Origin of the sequence: Colwellia sp. RSH04, from assembly GCF_003545765.1 — a bacterium.
Taxonomy (GTDB): Bacteria; Pseudomonadota; Gammaproteobacteria; order Enterobacterales; family Alteromonadaceae; genus Colwellia.
In genome coordinates, this window is record NZ_QXIO01000001.1 from 272,249 (window position 1) to 295,992 (window position 23,744).

The 23,744-nt window shown below is 37.3% G+C and carries 20 protein-coding genes and 1 tRNA gene; 10 read left to right on the top strand and 11 right to left on the bottom strand.

Features of this window, described 5'->3' with window-relative positions:
- The first annotated feature begins 109 nt into the window (after positions 1-109).
- The gene (locus D1094_RS01095; RefSeq protein WP_118958235.1) at positions 110-1,480 is read left to right on the top strand and encodes a hypothetical protein; all 1,371 of its coding nucleotides are present in this window, start codon (positions 110-112) and stop codon (positions 1,478-1,480) included.
- 113 nt (positions 1,481-1,593) lie between these two features.
- Here the strand turns inward: D1094_RS01095 and D1094_RS01100 are convergent, their stop codons facing one another.
- The gene (locus D1094_RS01100) at positions 1,594-1,980 is read right to left on the bottom strand and encodes a hypothetical protein (RefSeq protein ID WP_118958236.1); all 387 of its coding nucleotides are present in this window, start codon (positions 1,978-1,980) and stop codon (positions 1,594-1,596) included.
- 131 nt (positions 1,981-2,111) lie between these two features.
- On the opposite strand from D1094_RS01100, the gene D1094_RS01105 reads away from it, so the two are divergent.
- A complete protein-coding gene (locus D1094_RS01105; protein ID WP_118958237.1) occupies positions 2,112-2,666 on the top strand; it encodes a hypothetical protein in 555 nt (184 codons plus the stop codon).
- Positions 2,667-2,762: 96 nt separating this feature from the next.
- Here D1094_RS01105 and D1094_RS01110 read toward each other — a convergent pair whose 3' ends face one another.
- The 4 genes from D1094_RS01110 to D1094_RS01125 form a co-directional block, all read right to left on the bottom strand.
- Positions 2,763-4,022 carry a Y-family DNA polymerase gene (locus D1094_RS01110; protein ID WP_118958238.1) on the bottom strand — a complete coding sequence of 420 codons (1,260 nt, stop codon included), beginning with the start codon at positions 4,020-4,022 and terminating at the stop codon, positions 2,763-2,765.
- Positions 4,010-4,423 (bottom strand): LexA family transcriptional regulator, encoded by a 414-nt coding sequence (locus D1094_RS01115; RefSeq protein ID WP_118958239.1) that lies wholly within the window; start codon positions 4,421-4,423, stop codon positions 4,010-4,012. Before D1094_RS01115 ends, D1094_RS01110 begins: the two co-directional genes overlap by 13 nt.
- Before the next feature lie 79 nt (positions 4,424-4,502).
- Positions 4,503-5,303, bottom strand: coding sequence for an endonuclease (locus D1094_RS01120; protein ID WP_118958240.1), 801 nt, complete (start codon positions 5,301-5,303; stop codon positions 4,503-4,505).
- A 17-nt stretch (positions 5,304-5,320) separates the two neighbouring features.
- Positions 5,321-5,617, bottom strand: coding sequence for a hypothetical protein (locus D1094_RS01125; protein WP_118958241.1), 297 nt, complete (start codon positions 5,615-5,617; stop codon positions 5,321-5,323).
- 149 nt (positions 5,618-5,766) lie between these two features.
- On the opposite strand from D1094_RS01125, the gene D1094_RS01130 reads away from it, so the two are divergent.
- Both D1094_RS01130 and D1094_RS01135 read left to right on the top strand, forming a co-directional pair.
- Positions 5,767-7,788, top strand: a complete 2,022-nt coding sequence (locus tag D1094_RS01130) for an AAA family ATPase (RefSeq protein WP_118958242.1) — start codon at positions 5,767-5,769, stop codon at positions 7,786-7,788.
- A gap of 66 nt (positions 7,789-7,854) precedes the next feature.
- Positions 7,855-8,292 carry a DUF6641 family protein gene (locus tag D1094_RS01135; RefSeq protein WP_118958243.1) on the top strand — a complete coding sequence of 146 codons (438 nt, stop codon included), beginning with the start codon at positions 7,855-7,857 and terminating at the stop codon, positions 8,290-8,292.
- Positions 8,293-8,351: 59 nt separating this feature from the next.
- Here D1094_RS01135 and D1094_RS01140 read toward each other — a convergent pair whose 3' ends face one another.
- From D1094_RS01140 to D1094_RS01155, 4 genes are all read right to left on the bottom strand, one after another.
- Positions 8,352-8,531, bottom strand: coding sequence for a hypothetical protein (locus D1094_RS01140; protein ID WP_118958244.1), 180 nt, complete (start codon positions 8,529-8,531; stop codon positions 8,352-8,354).
- Entirely contained in the window at positions 8,528-9,436 is a 909-nt protein-coding gene (locus D1094_RS01145; RefSeq protein WP_118958245.1) for a hypothetical protein, read from the bottom strand. Before D1094_RS01145 ends, D1094_RS01140 begins: the two co-directional genes overlap by 4 nt.
- A 152-nt stretch (positions 9,437-9,588) precedes the next feature.
- Positions 9,589-9,673: transfer RNA gene (locus tag D1094_RS01150), tRNA-Leu, on the bottom strand.
- 400 nt (positions 9,674-10,073) lie between these two features.
- The gene (locus tag D1094_RS01155) at positions 10,074-10,742 is read right to left on the bottom strand and encodes a TetR/AcrR family transcriptional regulator (RefSeq protein WP_259337779.1); all 669 of its coding nucleotides are present in this window, start codon (positions 10,740-10,742) and stop codon (positions 10,074-10,076) included.
- 143 nt (positions 10,743-10,885) lie between these two features.
- Here D1094_RS01155 and D1094_RS01160 point away from each other — a divergent pair, with 143 nt between their 5' ends.
- The 3 genes from D1094_RS01160 (at position 10,886) to D1094_RS01170 (ending at position 15,909) form a co-directional block, all read left to right on the top strand.
- Positions 10,886-11,986, top strand: a complete 1,101-nt coding sequence (locus D1094_RS01160; RefSeq protein ID WP_118958246.1) for an efflux RND transporter periplasmic adaptor subunit — start codon at positions 10,886-10,888, stop codon at positions 11,984-11,986.
- An 18-nt stretch (positions 11,987-12,004) separates the two neighbouring features.
- A complete protein-coding gene (locus tag D1094_RS01165; RefSeq protein WP_118958247.1) occupies positions 12,005-15,058 on the top strand; it encodes an efflux RND transporter permease subunit in 3,054 nt (1,017 codons plus the stop codon).
- A gap of 350 nt (positions 15,059-15,408) precedes the next feature.
- Complete coding sequence (locus D1094_RS01170) at positions 15,409-15,909, top strand: RDD family protein (RefSeq protein ID WP_118958248.1); 501 nt, start codon at positions 15,409-15,411, stop codon at positions 15,907-15,909.
- Positions 15,910-16,012: 103 nt separating this feature from the next.
- Here D1094_RS01170 and lptG read toward each other — a convergent pair whose 3' ends face one another.
- Positions 16,013-17,080 (bottom strand): LPS export ABC transporter permease LptG, encoded by a 1,068-nt coding sequence (lptG, locus tag D1094_RS01175; protein WP_118958249.1) that lies wholly within the window; start codon positions 17,078-17,080, stop codon positions 16,013-16,015.
- On the bottom strand, positions 17,077-18,246 hold the full coding sequence (gene lptF / locus D1094_RS01180) for an LPS export ABC transporter permease LptF (protein WP_118958250.1): 1,170 nt from the start codon (positions 18,244-18,246) through the stop codon (positions 17,077-17,079). The genes lptG and lptF overlap by 4 nt, the downstream gene beginning before the upstream one ends.
- A 352-nt stretch (positions 18,247-18,598) precedes the next feature.
- Between lptF and pepA the strand changes: the two genes are divergently transcribed.
- The 3 genes from pepA to D1094_RS01195 all read left to right on the top strand — a co-directional run bounded on the left by pepA (position 18,599) and on the right by D1094_RS01195 (position 23,624).
- Complete coding sequence (pepA, locus tag D1094_RS01185) at positions 18,599-20,107, top strand: leucyl aminopeptidase (protein ID WP_118958251.1); 1,509 nt, start codon at positions 18,599-18,601, stop codon at positions 20,105-20,107.
- Positions 20,108-20,190: 83 nt separating this feature from the next.
- Positions 20,191-20,676 carry a DNA polymerase III subunit chi gene (locus tag D1094_RS01190; protein ID WP_118958252.1) on the top strand — a complete coding sequence of 162 codons (486 nt, stop codon included), beginning with the start codon at positions 20,191-20,193 and terminating at the stop codon, positions 20,674-20,676.
- A 77-nt stretch (positions 20,677-20,753) separates the two neighbouring features.
- The gene (locus D1094_RS01195; RefSeq protein WP_118958253.1) at positions 20,754-23,624 is read left to right on the top strand and encodes a valine--tRNA ligase; all 2,871 of its coding nucleotides are present in this window, start codon (positions 20,754-20,756) and stop codon (positions 23,622-23,624) included.
- Positions 23,625-23,744 lie beyond the last annotated feature (120 nt).

The window sequence follows — 23,744 nt, forward strand, 5'->3', positions numbered from 1 at the left end:
GTAAAAAGTTTATAAGGTCATTAGAACTTTTGAAAATTAGAGTTTTAATGAGGTACGCGTAGTTTGATATAGCTACACAACAAACAATGATATTGAACGGAGTTTCAAAATGAAGAGCAAAGATAAGCGCAGTGGTATTACTGATAACACTGATATTTATAATCTAATTAATACACACCTATCATCCAATTATAAAGAGTCATTAGATCAACATATACCAACAGATAAGATTTTAGATCCTGCATCTTCAAAATTTACTAGAAGCCGAGCAAGCTTACTTAATAAATATCACAATTACTTTTGGACCGAGGATGAACACTGTGAAAACTGGAAACGAGTCTTGTCAATATTTGATGATTATCGTCACTTACGTGAAACAGCATTAATTCAGTCTAAGTTAAAATCAAATGATTTTGATAATTTATTATCAGAAGACAATTTAATGTTCCTGCATCAAATGCTGACAACCAGTTTCGTAGATCCAGCGAACCATATTGAGTCAGGTATTGATGATTTTGAAATGACATTCCGTATCCCTATTGATTGGCAGGATAATATAGTACGAGAACTCAGTTATCATCCAGAGATCAAAGAAGCTAACCATTACACTAACAAAGGTTATTTAAAACGATATGGTAGAGTAAAAGAGTACCGTTTTAGCACGGGTGGTACTTTTGTATTCCACCGTATGAAGCATGGTAGCAAAGGCGATTGTCTAATTTCATTTAGGTTAAGTGAAACACCACGGCGTAATATATGTATTTTCTTTAATTGTATCTATGAAGCTCTAGGTAATAGTCACTACAGTGAGTTTCAAACCACAGCAACAATTACCCGTAAAGACCCCTACTTTTTAATCAAAGGCATTCCCTTACCTATGTTACTTGTAGACACGAGAAGTCATAACAAAGGCAAACCAATTAAACGCCAAGTTTTTGAGGGAATTAAGGGCGCTATTCTAGGCAGTTCATACTGGGGTGATAGACAGGCTAGTCATACCATCGTTTATTGTATGTATGCAAAACTTCTACACCTACAAGAGAAACTCATGAATGGTAATAAACCAACAAAGGTTAAAAAGTTATTTAGTAAATTATTTGCCGAGCTTAGTTCTGTGCATTGCATAACTAAAATTGAACGACGTATCAATACCCATCAGCAAGGAAGTAAATATGGTCTTATTAAAGATATGCATAATCTTCGTTGGCATACTTTCAATAAACTAGAGTTTTATTCTCCGCTGGCGTTTAACGAGCTTAGTCCCTCTATAGTGAAGAAAGTTTTTCAATACGGTTTATCTAATGTTCGAAAGGAGCTCACAGTTAAACAAGTAGCCAGCCTTGACCTAGTGTTATCGAACCCTGACTATAAGCTTTACTTTAATCACCAACCTATCGTTTACGCTATTGAAATGAAATTGGCGAAGCTACAGCGAATTATTCAAAACCCAGTAATGCTCACTAGCACAATTAAGGTTTAACTATTCATTAGAGCAAGGACGCTCTTTCCCAACTGAGAAAACGCCTATAAATATCTGCTTTTGAGTCTAGTTAAATAGTTACCACTTCCGCCACTTTATAAGCTCTATTTACCTCAACCTTCCGCATAATATTCTTTAGTATATTTTCCATAATTAAATCTAATCTTTAGTGGGCGTTTGAAGTTACAATCGTCATCACTTGCATCATCTTTCGATTTAAAGGATAAAATTTCATATTCATCAAAAATTTTTAAGCCGATACTCACCGTGGATTTACTAATACTTTTTCCCGTAGCTTTTTTAAACTTAGAGCAAATATGGGGTTGGTCTCTAAAATCTAAGCTTTTTTCCTCTAAATGCCTTTTTAATAAGAAACATATTAATTCTATATGCTGCGCTTTAGCTTTATGAATACTTCCTTTTTTATTTTGTCTTACCTCAGCTAAAACTGATAGAAACTCAATAATAAACATTTCCTTTTTTATCAAACCCTTAGACATAACCTACCCATTTTAAATGTAATATTTTGAATTTTAGTTTCCGTATTGGAAATTTTTAGAATATTGGTATTCCAGATTAATTATTATCCTTGATGAAAGCAATTTAATACATTAATTTTAGGAAAACATAGATGACTACAAAGACTATACTTCAGCTAACTATTAAGCCGAATTTGAATATATTTTTAGAGTTCCATCCGATTGAGAATATTTTTATCTATTTGACAGAGGGCGAAGACGACTCCCTCACTCTAAACACAAGAGACAAGAAGGTCATTGAAGATTCATTGAGTGTACTCTTCGATTACTATGAACCGTCTAAACACGATATTGACGATAAGCTAAAGGTGTTAGGCTCTTTAGCTTACTTAAAAGAAATAAATTGTATTGAATCATTATGGATAAACTACTATCCAGAAGTTAGAGAATATGAACTTGAAATAACATTTAAAGATAAATTTGATGAACGTTATATTAGTGGCTTTTGTTATTGCTTGTTTAATCTAGTATCTCGCTCTCACAAAGTAATTACATCAGAGCTCTCTATCGAGACAATGCTTTTTAGCATAGATGTGAGCGAAAAGTTTATGCTTGCTTTAAAAGGGTTTAAGCCCACATATGGTGAAAACTACGAAGTATACGAGCACCCTGTTTCAAAACCTTATTGTAACTTGCAAAACCTATAAGGTTTCAAAGAGGCTAATGAGGGGCCGATCAGCCCCATAAGAGACTTTGTGCTGTACAGAGCATTATTACAAATAATGCTCAATTTCCAAGTTAATTCAACAACGAATTTTAGGTATGTCTCGCCAATTACTTGTGTACTGAGGACTTAAGAAGTGCCGCTTCATTTGCCACACTTCTGATTGCCCTTCAGCACCAAGCCTTAATGTACCTTGTCCATAACGATGATTGATTCTATCAAGGCAATTCATTAACTGTGGATTAGAGTTGTCAGGCATAAACAAATCAGGTTGTTGAAATGCCCGACTTTCAAGTTCAATTGCACCTACTCCGCAACGATAAAACCGAACGCCTTCTACAAAGATATCATCCAAGACCAAACTAATGGCCTTGGCAATATCACAACTATTATCAGTGGCGATTGGAAACCTATAAACCATTGCTTGCTTATAATATTGACCTTCATCATGTGGTGAACTGGATGCGAAAACCATTAGCTTTTTAACCGTTGATGATTGTTGCCTTACTTTTTTGCCGACGATGACGCCATGTGCTGACAATGCGGATTTTAGTGTATGAATATCCGTAATACGTTGACCAAAACTTCGAGTTGAAAAGATTTCCTGCTTCGGCTCTTTTACTTCATCCCACGATAAACAGCTTATGCCATTGAGTTCGCTGACGGTTCGCTCAGTCACTACACTAAACTCTTTTCTTATGGCTTTAGGCGACTGTAAAGATAATTGGTAGGCAGTATTAATGCCCTGCATAGTTAAGCGTTTTGATATCTTTCGCCCTATCCCCCAAACATCACCGACAGCCATTTTCTCTAATATTTCTTTGCCGCTTTTAGCATTATCAATAACTGCAACGCCATTATAACCAGCCAATTTTTTAGCCGCATGATTAGCCGCCTTCGCTAAGGTAGACGTTGTACCAAAGCCAACGCCAACTGGTAGTTTAGTTTCTTTCCATATAGCCCTTCTGATGTCATGACCATATTGGTGCCAATCTTTAATTACACCACCATAGTTTTTGAAATGTAAAAATGATTCATCAATAGAATAGACATAATGATTATCACTGTACCGAGCGATGATATTCATCATCCTCTCACTTAAATCGGCATAAAGTTCGTAGTTAGAAGAACGAACCACAACACCGTGCTTTTGTAGAAACCATTTAAGCTTAAAGTAAGGCTCAAACTTAGGAATACCAAGTTTTCTAGCAATAGGACAAACGGCACAAATGCACCCATCATTGTTAGTTAAAACAACTACAGGTTTATTTCTTATGCTTGGATCAAATACCTTTTCGGCACTAGCATAAAAAGAAACCGCATCAACTAATGCATACATGCGGATAATTCAGGCGCTTGGTGATGAAGCCTAATGGAACGAGTTACTACTCCTTCTAATTGAAAATCATCTTCAGGTTTTATCGTTACAGGTGCGTGGACTTTTGAGGCTGATAATAACCTTGCCTGTGGTTTATCAATTAACTTACAAACAAAACAACCATTAAGGTTAGCAACAACCACATCACCATTTCTGGCGGTTAGTGAACGATCAACAATAAGTAAATCACCATCAAAAATGCCAATACCTTCCATCGATTGACCCGAGGCTTGACCAATGAAAGTTGCATTAGGGTGCTTAATCAATAATTGGTCAAGCGACAAACCAAGCTCTTTATATTCTGCCGCAGGACTTTCAAAGCCAGAGATACCAGCTTCAATATAGATAGGAATAACTTTCATAAATAAAAACCACTTAACTGTATATAAAAACAGTATAGTGGTTTTTTATTTTATTAGGAAGTTTATTGTGACTTCAGGTTTAAGGCGGGTTGACTTTACATGCCTCGTCAACAAATGAATTACCAAGCCCTTGTTCTGTTTCTATTCGTTTGTTTCTCAGGCATTCCCACTCATCAACAGGATCTAATTTATCCCAGTATAAATACATAGTTAATTCAGTATCTGGTATCTGAGCATTATGTTCTTTAATCATATGGAAATAGGTACGTGCAATATTACCTTTAACATTATCAGGAGGCTCAGCTACGTCTTTATCAAAATCGATTTCAAAGTCGCACTGACCATATGACCTTTGTTCACCTTGAACAACCGCAAAAGCAAAGTTTGAACGGTCACCATTTAATTCACCTACCGCTGGCGTAAGGTTATTCATATCATCATGACCTTTTTTAAATGCTTGGTTTAACTTATAGGCACAATCACGACCACTCATAAACTTACCATTAGATTTCTTACACTCAGGGTAATTTCTTTTATTTTTCCACTCATCTAAATGACCACCAATCACATGAGCAGGCACAATATGTTCCCACTCAATACGGCTGACTCTGGCATTAGGTTTGCCTTTCTTAGTAATTGGATTTCGAGGCTTGTATCCGCAGTTTTCAGGATAAATCATGGTTTCATGTGTGTTGCCGTCACCGTCTTTATCCTTAGTATCATCAAAAACATAATCGCAACCACAATAGAAGGTGGTGTGTTTATCAAAGTACACAGCCTTTTCAGCTTTTGATTTCGCATTAGAAAAGCTAGTTGGGTAATCAGCTAAAGCTGTTGCCGATAACAAAGCCGACAATACAAATAATAAAAAACGGTTCATCACTATATCCTTAGTTTCTAAAGCCTTTCATAGGCTGGTATTTCAAAGTAACTATCATCTCTCGACTTCAAAGCTTCTTTGAATGCTTCCTTTTTACTTTTTCGTTCAACAATACTTTCTCCAAATACATGAAGGTGAGCACTTTCCATTATTTGAGCAGACTGCTCTCTATCAATTACCGATAACAATTCCCCTGCCTGTATAAAGCCTTGAATGCGGTTTTTAAGTTCAGCATCGGGCTTTCTAGCCAAAACAGATTCAAAATATTGAGTAAATAGCGAGGTTAGCTTGTCCGTAAAAAATTTATTATCCATTGGTTTTCAAAGCACTCATAAAATATCCATATGTCGATGATATTCCTTATTTAACTGAAACACTAGCCGAATAAATCTGTCAGAGGACACCATACTAAAACGGCTTTCAGGCTGCTATTTTGGACTCAAAGCAATCAACTAGGAATACCATGAAAACAGTCGAATCTAATGCACGGTACATCGCATCAACTATCGCGGCTAAGATGTTAGATATTAACGCTTTTGATGAAGGGTTTATTGAAGATGTACCAAGAGATATTATCAGCAGAATTACAGGAAAACGCTTTAAGAAGGTTTACGGTAATTGCCCTCAAAAAAAGCTATCCGCATTTAAAACAGCATTATCGATGGTCAACATAGATGAATCTTTGACAGTTTCATTTGACCATAATTTACAACTTTTAATCGAGAAACTTGAATTGCCTGAAACATGTAAGCAGGTATTAAAGCTTTGCGCTGTTACAACTATAAATGAAGGTCTTTATGCGTTTTTCGAAGAGCACCTTCGCCATTGGGTAAGTGATGTCGATATTGTCATTGCCGAAACATTAACGTTAACCGTAGACGAACTAACGTGCGCAATTCAATTGATATCAAATACTTCGCTTTTTGAGCAAAGCGATAAATCTATTTTTGGGTTGTTGTTAATGCCCTATGCGTTGGCTAACAATTTAATGAAGCAAAAAGCCACTTCATACCATGATTTACTCGACGGTCTGTATTATCAAATACCAACAACTTCTTTGACCTTAAACGATTATCCACATATTGAGCTGAGTTATGTCAGTGAGTATCTGAAGTATGCAGTGGCTAACAAAACGGTTGGTGTAAATATTCTTTTATACGGGAGTGTTGGCACAGGCAAAACATCTTTATCACAAGTATTAAGTCGGTATGCAAAAGCGAGCTTGATTGCCGTTAAAGCCGCAGGAGGAAACCTATATCGATACACCGATGAAATAAACTCGGAGCAAAATTCAGGTCAATTAAGGTTACAGCACTTTAGGCTAATGCAAAAACTATTTAAGCCAGATAAGTTTAGCTGCCTATTAATCGATGAAGCAGAGGATATCTTCAGTGGATTCGCTAACGGCTCAAGGGTAAGCAAGGATAGACTAAATAGCACATTAGAGAGCAATACATTAACAGCGGTGTGGATCACTAACCATATTGATTGCATTCCTCAGTCGGCTATAAGACGGTTTAGTTATGTATTAAATGTTGATGTGCCGCCCAAGCATATCAAGGCAAAAGTACTAGCAGCACCGCTTAAAGGCTTATGGCTGTCACAAAACTACAAAAATGGGCTCGCTAATATTCCTGATTTAGCACCTGCGCATGTGGTTAACGCCAGCAACATTGCTAAGGCACTGCACTTAACAAGCAAGAATGCTGAAGAATGTATCGACCATCATATTGACCAGTGTTTATCGGCTTGTGGTTTACAGACTTCGGTAACTAGCTACAAACCAGAAATGGATTTTGACTCACGCTTTATTAACTTAAGCGGCTCACATACCAAAATTGAACATGTGATTGATACAGTAACTAACTTCACAGGCGCGAGATGTTTATTACTTGGCGCAGCTGGTACAGGGAAAAGTGCCTTGGTTCATCATATTGCCGAAACACTAGAGCAAGAGTTAATTACCATCAAACCTAGTGATGTACTTTCAAAGTATGTCGGTGAAGCCGAGCAAAATATTGCCAACCTTTTTAAGCAAGCAAGTAACAGTGATGCGATTATTTTCTTGGATGAAGTAGATAGTGTTTTGACTTCTAGAGATATTACTTCTGAATTACATCAGAAACAGCTTGTAAATCAGATCCTCATTGAATTAGACCGAACTGAACAAACTGTGTTCGCGGCAACAAACTACGCTCAAAATCTCGATAACGCACTCCTACGCCGTTTCGATTTTAAATTGAATTTTGAATACTTAACAACTAAGCAAGTACACACATTGTACGAAGAAAATTTTGGTAAATGCTCAACAACTATCAAAAACAAACTTACCGAGTTAAAGCTCCTAACACCGGGAGACTTTGCAATTACTTCAAGACGCAATCGGATGAATAAAAAGCCACTAAGTGACAGTAAAAACCTCGACATATTAACCCAAGAAAACAACCGTAAATTACCAAGAAAAGCTATCGGCTTTGTGAACTAAACCAACCAGTTTTATAACCCGAAGTATTTCGCTTCACACAACCTAAACCTTTAAAAGGAAACAACCATGACTAAATCATTATTGAGTACACTCAAGACCGCGCCACGTCCTGAAAAAACTTCAGACAATCCAGTATTAAAACGCCGTGAAAAGCTGTTAGCCAAATTGGATCAACAGCTGGCTATGGCAGAAGCCCACATTGCTGGCGAAACTTATACTGCCTACCGTGAAAAGTGGCAGAAAAATCCTGAAACGGGTCAACAGGAGAAAGTAAGAATTCCTAAGAACGTTGCCAAGTGGTTCTACAAGCGCAACAACCAATATTTCTTTGAAGTGCGTTATGCCAACAAAGCACTTGAGTTAAGCAAAGGTAACCATGCTATTGAAGTTGGTGAGCAAAAAAATTTAACCAATGTTATCCGCACCGTGATTGATGCTGTTGTATCGGCTGAATTTGACCCTTTCCTCGAAAAAGTATCTACTAACCTAACGAAGAAACGGTAAGATAATGAACAAGAAAGTAACGATATACATCGTTACTTTCTTGTAATTAATAAAATATACTAATCCTGCTTTTTTTCTAAGGTACTTGAAACTTTTACTTCGTTAGAGTCACCTTGCGCAGAATCTTCTTTAGATGAAGATATAACCTTAGCAAACATTTTTACCGCGACACTACGAATTTGATCCCTTTCTTTGTGGTATGAAAACTCATTAGGCTTACTCATAAGAATTTGTCTCATGCTGCTTTACCTCCACTTTCCTTAAATTGTTTCATTGAAAAAAGGTATAGTTCAAGTTCCACTCGATCCGCAACCTCATCTAGAATCTTTTCACATGCTCTACACTCAGCTTCGTCATAAGGAGTGCATATATATTGACCATATACCGCAATGGTGAAAATGTAAACAAATTCGACGTTACTAACTGTAACACGAACAGGTTTACAAAAGACGGAACCTTTCCCTGTTTTTTTTGAACGATTCGATTCAAAGAATACACCTTCCTTGATTCCTTTTCTAAGATCTGGAATAAACAAACTATCACCAGATTCAAAACAGAAGCGCGCAGTTGAACTCCCTTCCATTAGCTCTCTTGCTTTAGTATGTTGTTTTTGCGAATCACACTTTAATGCATACCACCACTTAGGCCCACTTAGGTTGCCTTGAATAATAGTAATGCCAATATTTTTTTGGTCTATACCTAACCCTGAGACTAAAAATCTTTTTGTACCGTCCAGCACATGCTCCAACTGATCTCTTGGGTGTGTAATCGTTTTAAAAATGTCACCCGTAGGCTTTAGAGATTTAGCCTTATTATTAAATCTATCCCGCTTTTTTTTAACTAGTTCGTTAAAAAAGGTAATCATAGACTCAGTAATCTTTTCGTATTTAGCTGTAACCTGACCCTTACAGCTTTCAGCAATTCCTTTTATAAACAATATGATAACAGTCATTCCTGCTAATATACTGAATATAACAGTGTGTATATCCTGATAATTTTTAACCCACGTCCAATCATTACCCCATATATCTAGGGTGCCATAATAAAGCCCTAGTATAGGAGGAACGAAAATACTTAAAAAAGGTGAACTAAGAAAATCAATAACCCTGTTATTGACAAATATGAAATATAAAAATTTTTTCAACTACTCATACCTGATTAGAGAATTCAGTTACCATTATCCTTTGATAACATTTTTAAATTATTTTAAATAAAATCTATCACTTATAGTTGATTTAGGCAATTAATAACAAAAAAGCCCTATCCGACTAAGGACAGGGCTTTCTATATAATTAATGGTACCGGTGGGCGGACTCGAACCGCCACGCATTGCTGCAACGGATTTTGAATCCGTCGTGTATACCAATTTCACCACACCGGCAAAGGCTTGTAGCTAACTTTTCAGTTTGCAAAGAAATCAATTTTTGTATCTAAAAACCGAACTCTTTATAAACTAACCAACCTTAAAACTAGGTCAGTAATTTTTGTAATCTCGTAAAAACTTTGCAAATCTTTGCAAAAAAATAGTAAATACTAACTTATCTTGTAGCTCAATGTAATTAGCTGGGTACTTTAAAATGTCTTCAAAATACCTATATACACGTTCAATTTTGAATCCGTCGTGTCTACCAATTCCACCACTCCGGCGACACAGTGACTACAGCAATAAGCTGAAGTGCTGGCATTATACGAAATATTCATAGCTAAGCAACTAATTTATCTTTACTAAGGTATCGAGCGAACAAATTTTATCCATAATCTTTGTTTGTCGATTTAACTAATCAAGCACAATGGGATTTAATAAAGACTTTTACTGCTATATTGATTTGTTCTTTTATCTCTTCATCAGATGCTTGTTTTTGAGGTAGTAAAAGTAAGTTTGTGTATAACGGGCCTTTGGCCATCTCTAATAAAAAACGTGCGGCAAAGTGACAATCATCAATAACCAATATTCGTTTTTCATTAAGTTCTATTAAGTAGTCTTCTAAAGGTTTTACCCCCATTATCGGACCACTTTGGTAGATCATTTCCCCCAGCTCAGGGTGTTTAACTGTTTGCTGAACAACCAATCTAAATAACGAACGTATTTCAGGTGAGCACATACCTTTAACAAAACGAAAACATACGTCATTTAAACAGTCTGAAGCAGAAAGACTTCTATCAATAGCATTTAGGGTTTCTGTTTGAAAATAAACTTGACGCTGAATTACCGCAACGAGCAGCCCCTTTTTATTACCAAATTCATTATAAATTGAGCGTCTTGAACCACCCGTTTTATTAATAATCATTTGCAATGATGTTTCATCATAGCCATGTTCAAAAAATAACTGCTGGGCTGCATCTAAAATGCGCTCGCCTCTAGTAGTAAGTACTTTACATGTAGCTACAGTGTCTAATTTTCTGAGATCTTGAGTCATGGCAGTTAGAAATAGTTTACAAACATTTGACATTGGTACTACATAGTACCAAAATAAAAGGTACTGTATAGTACCAAATATAAAATTACACTCGTTGTTAATACTATTTAATCAAAAGTACTACATTTTTATATGAACTAAGTATTGATAACCTATTACCTATTCAAGGAATATTTATGCGTTTGATTATTGTGTCGCTTCTTGCCACTTTTCTTCTCGCTTGTAATGAACCTAAGCAAAGTTCATCAGCAGTCGTACGCCCTATTATGTGGACAACGGTGACTAGCTCAACGTTAGATCAGGTACGAACGTTATCAGGCATTGTTGCACCAGTAGAAGCAACGAAATTAAGCTTTGAAGTGAATGGGAAAATTGAGCGCATTAATGTGCATTTAGGTGATGAAGTCATTAAAGGTCAAGCACTTGCACAGTTAAATCAACGCAACTTAAAATTAGGCTTACAATCTGCACAAGCTCATTATCAACAAGCCAAAGCAAGCTTTTCTGATGCCAGAAATAGTTTTCTTCGCTATGAAAAACTAATTGAACAAGGTGTTGTATCTCAATCTGGTTTTGATAATGCAAAAGCAAACTTCGATGCCAGTAAAAGCGCTGTTGATGTTGCTAAAGCGCAAGTAGATATCGCAGCAAAAAATTTAGAAGACAGTACTCTAGTTGCTCCGTATAACGGCATAATAACCAAGCAATTATTTGAGCCTTCACAGCAAGTTTCTGCTGGTCAATCGGTATTTGAAATTGAAGGAAAACATGGCTTAGAAGTTAATGTGATGGTACCTGAAACATTAATTAGAGAGTTAACACGAGACACTTCCCTCGCTATTAGCTTCCCAGTAATTCCTACATTAGCGATGGAAGGAAAGATAACAGAAATAGGCACTCGTGCTGAATCAGCAAATGCCTTCCCTGTTACCGTAGTATTACAATCAGATAGTCCATTATTACGTGCAGGCATGACAGCAGAAGTTGAATTTTCTTTTCAAGGTGTAGGTCGCACAGGTTATACAGGTAAAGTAATGCGTATACCCGTTACAGCATTAAGAGCAGGTATTAATCAGAAGACATTTGTTTTCGTTTATGATTCAGCAAAACAAATCGTCACAAAAACAGAAATACAAACAGAAAACGTTTTAGAAAATGAAGTGTACGTTTCAGCAGGTCTAAGTGAAGGCGATATCATTGCCACCGCAGGTGTAGCATTTTTAAGAAATGGGCAAAGCGTTACTTTACTCGATACAAAAACACAGCGATTTAATTAAGTTAAAGGAATAAATACTATGAACTTAACAAAAACCGCTTATACCTACCGTAAATCAGTCTTTTTAATTCTTACTATTTTATTACTTAATGGTGTCTTTGCTTACTTTACCTTACCTGCACAAGAAGACCCAACAATAACCATTCGAGAAGCAATTGTTAGTACTTCATTTCCAGGCATGGCTCCTGATAGAGTTGAGCAACTGATCACCAAAAAAATTGAAGAAGAAATTCGAAAAGTTCCTGAAGTAAAAGAAATAAAATCAACGTCATCTACTGGGTTGTCTATTTTACATGTCAAAATTTATGATCGTTATTTTAGTCTCGATGATATTTGGCAAGATGTGCGTAACAAAGCCAACGCTGCTCACTTAAAAATGCCTTCAGGTACAAGACCTCCTTTTGTAAATGATGAATTTGGTGATGTATCAGTTATTACCCTTGCACTAACTGCTGATGGCTTTGATTTGGGTGAGATGTACGATATTGCTCAACATATTAGAGATACGCTGTATAACGTTGACGGCACCAAGAAAATAGAGATTTTAGGCCAAAAACAAGAGCGAATTTATTTAGAAGTATCGAATGCTAAGTTATCGCAGCTAGGTATTTCCCCTCATACATTAATCAACGAGTTGCAAAGTCAAAATATTATTCGCTCTGGCGGACAAATAGATACTGGTCAAGCAAGTTTTATTGTAGAGCCATCGGGTAATTTTAACAGTACCGATGAAATCGCAAATACATATATTAATATCCCTAATTCTGAAGATTTTATCGCCTTAAAAGATATTGTCAGTATTAAGCGTGACTTTATCGATCCACCAGACAAATTGGCATACTTTAACGGTAAACCAGCAATATTTTTTGCTATTTCAATGCTTGAGAATTACAACATTCTTGAGTTTGCCCCTAGGATGGATACTAAACTTGCCAATATTGAAGCTACATTGCCGATAGGTTACACCATAAATACTGCTACCTATCAAGCCGACCAAGTTGCAGCAACAATAGAAAATGTTTCTTTTAGTGTTTTACAGACATTGTCAATTGTATTAGTGGTTGTCATTTTATTTCTTGGTTTGAGAACAGGGCTGATTGTTGGCGCTATTGTCCCTTTTGTTATGCTCATTACATTAACCGTAATGCAATTTGCTGATATGAAACTTGAACGAATGAGCCTAGCAACATTGATTATTTCGCTAGGTTTATTGGTTGATAATGGCATTGTTATTGCCGAAGATTTTAAGCGCAGATTAGAAGAAGGAGCAGATCGCTTTAACGCGATGACTCAAGGTAGTGGTGAGTTAGCGATTCCGCTATTAACCTCCTCAGCGACAACTATTCTTGTATTTTTGCCTTTAATGCTGGCAGAACATGTTGCGGGCGAGTTTACTCGTTCTATCTCGCTGGTAATATTAATAACCTTGTTAACAAGTTGGGTGCTCGCTCTTTGTGTAACACCTATATTATGTTACTACTTTATTAAAGTTCCAGCACAAAGTAACACTGAAAAAACAGAAGAAGCTCAAGGACTCTTTAAGCGCTCTTATGAGCGTTTTATTCACTGGGTGCTTAAACACAAAATGTTATTTATTAGCATCATGATCGCTTTATTTATTGGTTCAGTCTATTCAATGAAATTTGTCGCTAAGCAATTCTTCCCTGACTCAGATAGAACCCAAATATTAGTGAATATTGACTTGCCTAATGGCACATCTTCTCGAGAAACCGACAGACAAATGAATGCGATTTTTACGTGGTTGAATTCGAAAGAGCAATTTGCATTTATTGAAAGTTACTCAGGGTACGTTGGTTTTAGTGGCCCGAGGTTTGTTTTATCACTTAACCCTGAAGATCCCGCGGCAAATAAAGGGTTCATTGTGCTCAACGTTAAAGATAACACCGACATTTCAGACACGGTATTAATGCTTGATGAACAAATAGAAAGCACTTTCCCTAATGTCTCTGCAAGAGTCAAAAAGATGTTCTTAGGCCCTTCAGATTCCAGCACAATTAAAATACAAGTAAAAGGCCCTGATAAAAATGTGATTTATCAAAAAGCCGAACAAGTTATGGATTTACTCCATAGCATTCCTAATACGATGGATGTTAGAACTGATTGGGAAAACCTGATCACAAAAATTGATGTTCAAATTGATCAACACCGCGCAAAACGCGCAGGATTAAGTTCCGCTGATATAGCGCAAGCACTTGAAACCTATTTTTCTGGCACTCAAATTACTGAATACCGTGAAGGTGATGAAATAATTCCTGTTGTACTTAGAGCTCCGCAAAGTGAAAGACAAAGCCTTGACCGTTTAAGAACATTAAATATTTACTCAAGTAAAACGGGTAAAACGGTGCCTTTATTTCAAGTAGCTAAATTAGCACCGTATCATCAATTTTCAATGATACAGCATGAAGATTTATTCAGGACAATAAGTATTCAAGCAAGAAATACAGACATGGCTGCCGAAGACTTAAAGCTACTTATTGATGACAAAATTGAAGCATTAAAACTGGATTTACCTGTCAATCATACTATTGAATATGATGGCGTAATAAAAGAGTCGTTAGCGGCACAAAAAGCATTAAGTGCAAACATGCCTATTGTACTTGGTTTGATTATTATTATTTTAGTTGCCCAATTCAATTCTTTTAGAAAGGCTGCCGTTATCAGTTTAACTATTCCACTCTCCTTTATTGGTGCGGTTATTGGTTTATTAGTTATGCAAGCTCCTTTTGGTTTTATGGTTACGCTTGGTTTATATAGCCTTGCTGGCATAATTATTAATAATGCCATTGTTTTAATAGACAGAATAAAAATTGAAACTGATAGTGGTAACACCGAATACCAAGCAGTTATCACTGCCTGTTTAACGCGTTTAAGGCCCATAACCATGGGAACAATCACTACTGTTATGGGGTTATTACCGTTAATTATCAGTAAAGATCCTCTGTTTTATGGTATGGCGAATGTCATTGCTTTTGGCTTAGCAATTGGCACAATATTAACCCTTGCTGTGGTACCAGTGCTTTATTGTTGGTTTTATAAAATATCTCGTTATTAGTCATCATTAGCGTATACCATCTCACTTTTAAAGCCATTTGCCTTACGGGTAAATGGCTTTTTCCTGAAAGATAAACCAATAGAAATAACAAGTTACCGAGTTCAGCGTTGATAGGCGAGCTTAGAGCAAGCAAAAATGAATTATACAGTATTGTTCTGTATATCTTTCATTTTGAGTCTTCATCGGGTTGCTAATAAGCTAGCGAAGGTGAAGATTCATTAATACACTTAGTACAAATTGCATTTACAGTGATACTCAAAAGAATGTATTTTTGCTAAACTCTTGCCATCACTTATAGATAAAATGTTAAGACGCATTTATCACAACTAATACTAAGTAAACTCTTAATTATGAATCACTTTGATTTTACCTCTTTTCCTCGTGCTGGTTTTCGACGCCGTTTTGGCTCATGGGTGTATGACGTACTTATCGCAATTGCAGTCTATATGGTCGCAGGTGCTATGGGCTTTTTGTTAATGTATATAGGACTGTATTTTGGGCTATTCGATATGCAAGGCTATGATCACTTCTCAGATACTATCATGCATACTTTTTGGTTGAAGTGGTCAAATGAACTTTGGAAGGCTGCTTGGGTTAGTTATTTCTTTATTTATTTTTGGGCGAAAAGTGGTCAAACATTGGGTATGAAAGCTTGGCGATTGCGCCTGCAAAACACTGACGGCTCTTTAATTAGTAAAACGACAGGATTAAAGCGACTTATTCCAACGCTACTAGGGTTAGGTAATATCGCTGTAATATTTGATCGTAAAAACAAATTAAGTTTACAAGACCGCTTAACTGGTACAGAAGTGGTAACACTGTCGTTAGAAGCCAATCGCGGTAGACTTTAAGAACTAATCCCGCTCAATAAAAAACCACTGCAAGATTTTACATTGCAGTGGTTCATTCTATTAGCTATTTTGTTGTTGAGTCATCAACAACAAAATAGCTCTGTTAACTGACTTTTTTATTCATAAAGTACCACGCTGTACTTATAAATATCAGGCTTGGCATCACTGCACCGATAACAGGAGGAATTTGATAGACCAAACTGATAGAGCCTAACACCTCATTACAAATAAAGAACAATATCCCTGTAAAAACTCCCATCATAATACGTGCGCCCATTGATACTGAACGCAATGGACCAAAGATAAAACTTAATGCAACAAGTAGCATAACGGCTACTGTTAATGGCTGCATAAGCTTACGCCAAAAGGCAAGTTGATAGCGACTTGGATCTTGTTCATTCGCCTCTAGGTAATCTAAATAATCTATTAACCCTCTTACCGATAATGACTCAGGTGTAACGGTAACAACTCCAAGTTTTTTCGGCGTTAATGAAGACTGCCACACCTGCTGCTCAAAATTGGCTGTAGTTATTTGTTCACCGCTAAGGTTTGTTTCCACCACATCATTGAGTAACCACTGCTCACCTTGATAAAAAGCATTTTGTGCAGATATCCAACTTTCAAGTTTAAGTTGCTCATTGAAGCGATATATTTGAACTTTCTTTAATTGCCCTTTTTCTAACACTTCTCCAATGTTGACAAAGTAATCACCATCTTTAGCCCAAACCCCATTTTTTGCTGAAATTAAACTACCACCTGATATTGCTTGTGCTCTTATCTCTCTTGCCTTTGCTTCTCCACTAGGTGCTAACCATTCACCAACAGCCATACTAACCACAATTAACAAAATTGCTGTTTTCATTACTGATTTAATAATATCTAAACGAGACAACCCGGCAGCTTGCATAACAACAAGCTCACTATTGCTAGCTAACATGCCGATTCCAATTAACCCACCTATTAATGCTGCCATAGGGAAAAACACTTCAACATCACGCGGAATAGCATACAAAACATATAAGGCAGCATGCGATAAATCATAATTACCACGACCTACGGCGCGCATTTGTTCAACAAATTTAATAATTCCGCTAACACTGACAAAAACAGCAAGGGTTAAAAAGGTTGTAGATGCGATAACTTTGCCAATGTAAAGATCTAAAATTTTCATTCAGACTCCTTACCTTTGCTTGAAGGCAGAGCAGTTCTTCGTTTAATTTTTGGTAGTTTTGCTTTAATTTTTCGACCGCTGGTTCGCTCTTTCATCAAGAGGGTGATTCCTAAAAATAATGCACTAATATGTATTGGCCATAATCCAACATAATTGGGTATAGCCTGTTTTTCTACGCCTGATCGCATTGCTGTTAATAATAAAAAATAAGCCAGAAATAACATCAGAGCAGGCAACATTTTAGCAAATTTTCCCTGTCTCGGATTAACCACACTCAGTGGAACCGCAATAAAAGTTAAAATAATACACGCTAAGGGGAACGCTATCCGCCATTGAATAGTAGCTCGATATTGTGCGTACAAATCAGGCTCTACTTTATTGAATAGTTGGCTTGTCGGTAAGGCAGACAATTTACGATATTGGTGTTCAACGGCTTGATCTTTAATTTCAATATAATACTTTTCAAAAGCTACCGATTGAAACTCACCATTTTTAGCATCACTATGGTATCGAGTACCATCACCTAGCACTAAACGTTGCGCCCCTTTCTCATCCTCAAATACTTGCCCTTTATCCGCATAGACTAAACTTGAATTGATAATATGTTCATCAGCACTATTTTCATCAGGTAACTGCGCTACAAATACTTTGTTAAAGCTGTTGTCTTGGCGACTTTTATCATGGATAAATACTACCGCGTCTTTGTTACCGGTTTGTTGAAATCGTCCTGCAACAAGCGCACTAAGACCAGAATCTGCAGCAAGATCCTCTTTTACTTGATATTGATATTCAGAAGCCATGGGAGCAAGATATAAGGTAAATAACCCCGTAAAAACAGCCGTAATAAAAGCTAACACTAAAGTAACGCGCACTACATACCATTCACTCACGCCACAAGCATGTAGCACCGTCATTTCGCTATCGGCATAAATACGACCATAAGCAAGTAAAATGCCTAAAAATAGACTTAATGGCAGCATCATGCCAGCCAAATCAGGTACTTTAAGCGCAATGAAAGTCATGACTAATTGACCCGGTATACTACCCTCTGACGCATCGCCTAATACGCGTACAAATTTTTGACTGATAAAGATTGTCATCAAGACAAAAAATACCGCCATTTGTGTTTTAGCAACTTCTTTTAATAAATAACGAAAAATGATCACAAAAAGATCCCGTAAAAACTTAGTTTTTTTCTGACATATCGACAATTTTTAAGTAAACTTGTCGTTTTTGTAAGTAAACTATATAGTCACTAACTAAGTACTATTGATAAATGCGGCTATAATTATAGCCCTGAGCGATATCAATTTAATAGTCAACAGTGCTATTTTTTACTTATTTTAGCAAGTTAAAGCAAATTAATTTGTCATAAATTGATGTTCATTGCCTAAAGTAATCGATATTGCGCAATGTTCTAACAAGTAAGCAGCGAGACAATATAGTAGTTTAGCCTAGCGTAAAAAGGCCTCGCTCGCTGTTTTATTAAAAACAAATAACTATGTAAAAGGAAAGCCCATGGAGTTCAGTGTAAAAAGCGGTAGCCCAGAAAAACAACGCAGTGCCTGTATTGTTGTCGGTGTATTTGAACCTCGCCGCCTAAGTGCCACAGCTGAGCAATTAGATGAAATCAGCGAAGGTTATATCAGCAACCTTTTACGTAAAGGTGATTTAGAAGGTAAATCAGGCCAAATGTTGTTATTACATCATGTGCCTAACATCTTAAGTGAGCGCGTTTTACTAGTAGGTTGCGGTAAAGAACGTGAACTTGATGAACGTCAATACCGTCAAATTATCAACAAAACCATTAACACCTTAAATGAAACAGGTTCAATGGAAGCGGTATGTTTCTTATCAGAACTTCATGTTAAAGGTCGCGATACTTATTGGAAAGTTCGCCAAGCAGTAGAAGCAACACAAGATGGTTTGTACAGCTTTGATAGCTTAAAAACCCGTAAGGCAGAGCCTCGTCGCCCACTTCGTAAAATCGTATTTAATGTACCAACACGTCGCGAGTTACCTATTGGTGAACGTGCTATTGCTCATGCATTAGCGATTTCTGAAGGGATTACTACCTGTAAAAATGTTGCCAACATGCCACCAAACATTTGCAACCCTGCTTATTTAGCTGAACAAGCCAAAATTCTAGCCGATGATTATGACAACATCAGCACAGAAATCATTGGTGAGAAAGAAATGGAAGAGTTAGGTATGGGGTCATACCTTGCTGTTGGCCGTGGCTCAGCAAATGAATCCATGATGAGTATCATTAAATATGATGGTGCTGGCGATGACAGTAAGCCATTAGTCCTTGTTGGTAAAGGTTTAACCTTTGACAGTGGCGGTATCTCGTTAAAACCAGGCGCAGGCATGGATGAAATGAAATACGATATGGGGGGTGCCGCTGGTGTTTTAGGTGCGATGCACTCATTAGCTGAATTGAATTTACCACTTAATGTTATTGGCGTATTGGCGGGTTGTGAAAACATGCCAAGCAGTAATGCATATCGCCCAGGTGACATTTTAACCACCATGTCTGGCCAAACAGTTGAAGTATTAAATACCGATGCAGAAGGTCGTCTAGTGTTGTGTGATGCGCTAACGTATGTTGAGCGTTTTGAACCAGAAGCGGTGGTTGATGTGGCAACCTTAACAGGTGCCTGTGTTGTCGCACTTGGTGCGCATGCATCAGGTTTACTCAGTAGTCATAACCCATTAGCTCACGAGCTATTAAATGCGTCTGAGCAAAGTGGTGATAGAGCATGGCGTATGCCATTATGGGACGACTATCAAGAACAGCTTGAAAGCCCGTTTGCTGACTTTACAAACCTTGGTGGTAAAGAAGCAGGTACTATCACAGCGGCTTGTTTCCTATCTCGTTTCACTAAAAAGTACCATTGGGCACATTTAGATGTGGCTGGTACCGCTTGGCGAAGTGGTGGTAAAAACAAAGGTGCTACAGGTCGCCCTGTAAGTATGCTTACACAGTTTTTGATGAACAAAAGTGGTGTTGAACAAGGCGAATAGCCTAGTCGTGCCCAAATAAACAAGGCGGCTTATGCCGCCTTGATGAGTTTTACGCAAAACAAATAATTAGGTACAGCAAATAAATGCAAACCCAAGTAATGTTTTACCAATTGCCAGAACTTAAAGAAGCTTCAGAGCAATTAAGTAATAATACTGATGATACCAAAGACACTCTTGAGCGCTTTTCAAGTGCATATCAAGCTTGCCTTCAAGCAAGTTACTTTTATCGTCAGGGGCAAAAGGTTTATATTTATTGTGATGAGCAAAAAGCAGCCGAAGCTATTGATGAATTGCTATGGGCATTTGATAGCGATAGTTTTGTTCCACACAACTTAGTTGGCGAAGGACCTAAACAAGGCAGTGCTGTTGAAATAGGCTGGCAAGCCCCAAAAGGCAGAAAAAGTGTATTAATTAATTTATCTAATACCGTACCAAACTTTGCCCAACAGTTTAATTTTGTTGTTGATTTTGTACCTAGCGACGCTGAATTAAAACAATTAGCCAGAGAAAGATTTAAAACCTGTCGTCAGTGGGGGTTTCAAGTTGATACCCAGACGATAGCACAGTAGCGACAATGCTACCTAAGTAACACATTGAATTGCTTTAATTTTAGAGCTTTTATAAAATTTTTATACCGGATAGTCTGATGGAAAAAACGTTTAACCCTACTGATATTGAACAATCTCTTTACCAAAGCTGGGAAAGCCAAGGTTATTTTAGCCCTACTGGTGAAGGTGATAGCTATAGCATTGCTATTCCACCACCTAACGTCACAGGTAGTTTACATATGGGACATGCTTTTCAGCAAACCATTATGGATACTTTAATCCGCTACCAACGCATGCAAGGTAAAAACACCTTATGGCAAACTGGTTGTGACCATGCTGGTATTGCTACACAAATGGTGGTTGAACGTAAAATAGCAGCTGAAGAAGATAAAACTCGTCATGATTATGGTCGTGAAGGCTTTATTGATAAAATCTGGGAATGGAAAGAACAATCTGGCGGCACAATTGGCCAGCAGATGCGTCGTTTAGGAAACTCTATCGATTGGTCTCGTGAACGATTTACCATGGACGATGGTATGTCTGAAGCCGTACAAGAAGTTTTTGTACGCTTATTTGAAGACGACTTAATATATCGCGGTAAACGTTTAGTTAACTGGGATCCTAAGTTCCATACGGCAATATCTGATTTAGAAGTTGAAAACAAAGATAAAAAAGGTCATATGTGGCACCTACGCTACCCATTAGCAAACGGTGAAACAACAGCCGAAGGCAAAGACTACCTAGTGGTAGCGACAACACGACCAGAAACCATGCTGGGTGATACAGGTGTTGCAGTTAACCCTGAGGATCCACGTTATAAAGATCTTATCGGCAAGCAAGTATTACTTCCATTAGTTAACCGTTTGATTCCTATTGTTGGTGATGATCACGCTGACATGGAAAAAGGTACAGGTTGTGTGAAAATCACCCCAGCCCATGACTTCAATGATAATGAAGTCGGTAAACGTCACAACTTGCCATTAATCAACATTCTAGACAAAGATGCGGCCATTTTATCTGCAGCAGAAGTTTATAATAATAAAGGCGAACCATCGAACGACTACAGTACTGATTTACCAGAAGAGTTTGCAGGCCTTGATCGCTTTGTTGCTCGTAAAGCCATAGTAGCTAAATTTGATGAGTTAGGTTTATTAGTTGAAGTTAAAGATCACGATTTAGTGGCACCGTATGGCGATCGTAGTGGTGTAATCATTGAACCTTTATTAACTGATCAATGGTATGTTCGCGTTGAAAAACTTGCTGCTCCTGCCATTGCAGCCGTAGAAGATGGTGATATTGAATTTGTGCCAAAACAATACGAAAACATGTACTTTTCGTGGATGCGCGATATTCAAGACTGGTGTATATCACGCCAGCTTTGGTGGGGTCATAGAATTCCTGCTTGGTATGATGAAAACGGTAAAGTATATGTTGGTCGCAGTGAAGAAGAAGTGCGTGCCAACAATGATATTAGTGCTAACAGCAAGTTATCACAAGATAACGACGTATTAGATACATGGTTCTCTTCTGCATTATGGACTTTCTCGACATTAGGGTGGCCAAAAGAAACTGAAGATTTAAAAACCTTCCATCCTACCGATGTTTTAGTGACAGGTTTTGATATTATTTTCTTCTGGGTTGCCAGAATGATCATGATGACATTGCACTTTAATAAAGATGAAAATGGCAAAAGCCAAGTACCATTTAAAAAAGTGTATGTTACAGGCCTTATTCGTGATGAAAATGGCGATAAAATGAGTAAATCTAAAGGGAATGTTATTGATCCTTTAGATATGATCGACGGCATTGGCTTAGATGACCTATTAGAAAAGCGTACCGGTAATATGATGCAGCCACAATTGGCTAAGAAAATTACCAAACTCACTAAAAAAGAATTTCCAAATGGCATTGAAGCACACGGTACTGATGCGTTGCGCTTTACCCTCACGTCGGTAGCGACAACGGGGCGTGACATTAGTTGGGATATGAAGCGCCTAGAAGGTTATCGTAACTTCACTAACAAATTATGGAATGCCAGTCGTTACGTTATTATGAATACTGAAGAGCATGATTGCGGTGCTTCTTCACCTGAAGCTAAGGGTGGCGATATGGAGTTATCCCTTGCTGATCGTTGGATCATAGGTCAGTTTGAACAAACAGTTAAAACGGTGCACGAAGCGTTTGATTCTTATCGTTTCGATTTAGCTTCTCAAGCGCTATACGAATTTACTTGGAATCAATTCTGCGATTGGTACCTTGAATTAACAAAACCGGTTTTATTTAAAGGTAATGAAGCACAACAACGTGCGACACGCCATACCCTAGTAAACATTCTAGAAAGCTTACTGCGTTTAATGCATCCAATAATGCCATATATCACAGAAACTATTTGGCAACGGGTGCAGCCATTAACCAATTTTGCTAAGAATGGCGATTCGATCATGACACAAGCATTTCCGCAATATAATGCGCAAAATTGTGATCAACAAGCAATTGATGATTTAGAGTGGGTTAAGCAGTTTATTATTGCAATACGTAATATTCGTGGTGAAATGGATATTGCACCAAGCAAGCCATTACCTGTATTCCTTAAAAATGTTTCTAGTGAAGATAAACGTCGTTTGGAAAACAATGAACAATTTTTAAGTGCTTTAGCTAAACTTGAAAGCATTGAGGTGCTTGCTGAAAATGAACAAGGTCCTGCTTCTGCGTCAGCAGTGATTGGTGACTTATCGTTATTAATTCCTATGGCTGGTTTAATTGACAAAGAAGCCGAGTTAGCCCGACTTGACAAAGCTATTGAAAAACTAACTAAGGAAGCCGCCAAAGTGAGCGGTAAGTTAAATAATGAAAATTTTGTTGGTAAAGCACCAGAAGCGGTTATAGAAAAAGAGAAAACAAAATTAGCGGATGCTGAAATTGCGCTTGCCAAAATGCAAGAACAAAAAGCGCAAATCGCTGCCTTATAAAATTTTTTTTATTATTTTTTATCTATTAATATGTGGATAGACCAGTAAGCCAAAACCTTACTGGTCGCCGCATTCTTGCTTAAACACCTATCAAAAACTTAATTTTTATCAAATAAAAAT

What these genes read in the sequence shown, in the direction of transcription:
- D1094_RS01095 (WP_118958235.1), top strand. Translation starts at nt 110, where the DNA reads ATGAAGAGCAAAGATAAGCGCAGTGGTATTACTGATAACACTGATATT.
- D1094_RS01100 (WP_118958236.1), bottom strand. Translation starts at nt 1,980, where the DNA reads ATGTCTAAGGGTTTGATAAAAAAGGAAATGTTTATTATTGAGTTTCTA.
- D1094_RS01105 (WP_118958237.1), top strand. Translation starts at nt 2,112, where the DNA reads ATGACTACAAAGACTATACTTCAGCTAACTATTAAGCCGAATTTGAAT.
- D1094_RS01110 (WP_118958238.1), bottom strand. Translation starts at nt 4,022, where the DNA reads ATGTATGCATTAGTTGATGCGGTTTCTTTTTATGCTAGTGCCGAAAAG.
- D1094_RS01115 (WP_118958239.1), bottom strand. Translation starts at nt 4,423, where the DNA reads ATGAAAGTTATTCCTATCTATATTGAAGCTGGTATCTCTGGCTTTGAA.
- D1094_RS01120 (WP_118958240.1), bottom strand. Translation starts at nt 5,303, where the DNA reads ATGAACCGTTTTTTATTATTTGTATTGTCGGCTTTGTTATCGGCAACA.
- D1094_RS01125 (WP_118958241.1), bottom strand. Translation starts at nt 5,617, where the DNA reads ATGGATAATAAATTTTTTACGGACAAGCTAACCTCGCTATTTACTCAA.
- D1094_RS01130 (WP_118958242.1), top strand. Translation starts at nt 5,767, where the DNA reads ATGAAAACAGTCGAATCTAATGCACGGTACATCGCATCAACTATCGCG.
- D1094_RS01135 (WP_118958243.1), top strand. Translation starts at nt 7,855, where the DNA reads ATGACTAAATCATTATTGAGTACACTCAAGACCGCGCCACGTCCTGAA.
- D1094_RS01140 (WP_118958244.1), bottom strand. Translation starts at nt 8,531, where the DNA reads ATGAGACAAATTCTTATGAGTAAGCCTAATGAGTTTTCATACCACAAA.
- D1094_RS01155 (WP_259337779.1), bottom strand. Translation starts at nt 10,742, where the DNA reads ATGTCAAATGTTTGTAAACTATTTCTAACTGCCATGACTCAAGATCTC.
- D1094_RS01160 (WP_118958246.1), top strand. Translation starts at nt 10,886, where the DNA reads ATGCGTTTGATTATTGTGTCGCTTCTTGCCACTTTTCTTCTCGCTTGT.
- D1094_RS01165 (WP_118958247.1), top strand. Translation starts at nt 12,005, where the DNA reads ATGAACTTAACAAAAACCGCTTATACCTACCGTAAATCAGTCTTTTTA.
- D1094_RS01170 (WP_118958248.1), top strand. Translation starts at nt 15,409, where the DNA reads ATGAATCACTTTGATTTTACCTCTTTTCCTCGTGCTGGTTTTCGACGC.
- lptG (WP_118958249.1), bottom strand. Translation starts at nt 17,080, where the DNA reads ATGAAAATTTTAGATCTTTACATTGGCAAAGTTATCGCATCTACAACC.
- pepA (WP_118958251.1), top strand. Translation starts at nt 18,599, where the DNA reads ATGGAGTTCAGTGTAAAAAGCGGTAGCCCAGAAAAACAACGCAGTGCC.
- D1094_RS01190 (WP_118958252.1), top strand. Translation starts at nt 20,191, where the DNA reads ATGCAAACCCAAGTAATGTTTTACCAATTGCCAGAACTTAAAGAAGCT.
- D1094_RS01195 (WP_118958253.1), top strand. Translation starts at nt 20,754, where the DNA reads ATGGAAAAAACGTTTAACCCTACTGATATTGAACAATCTCTTTACCAA.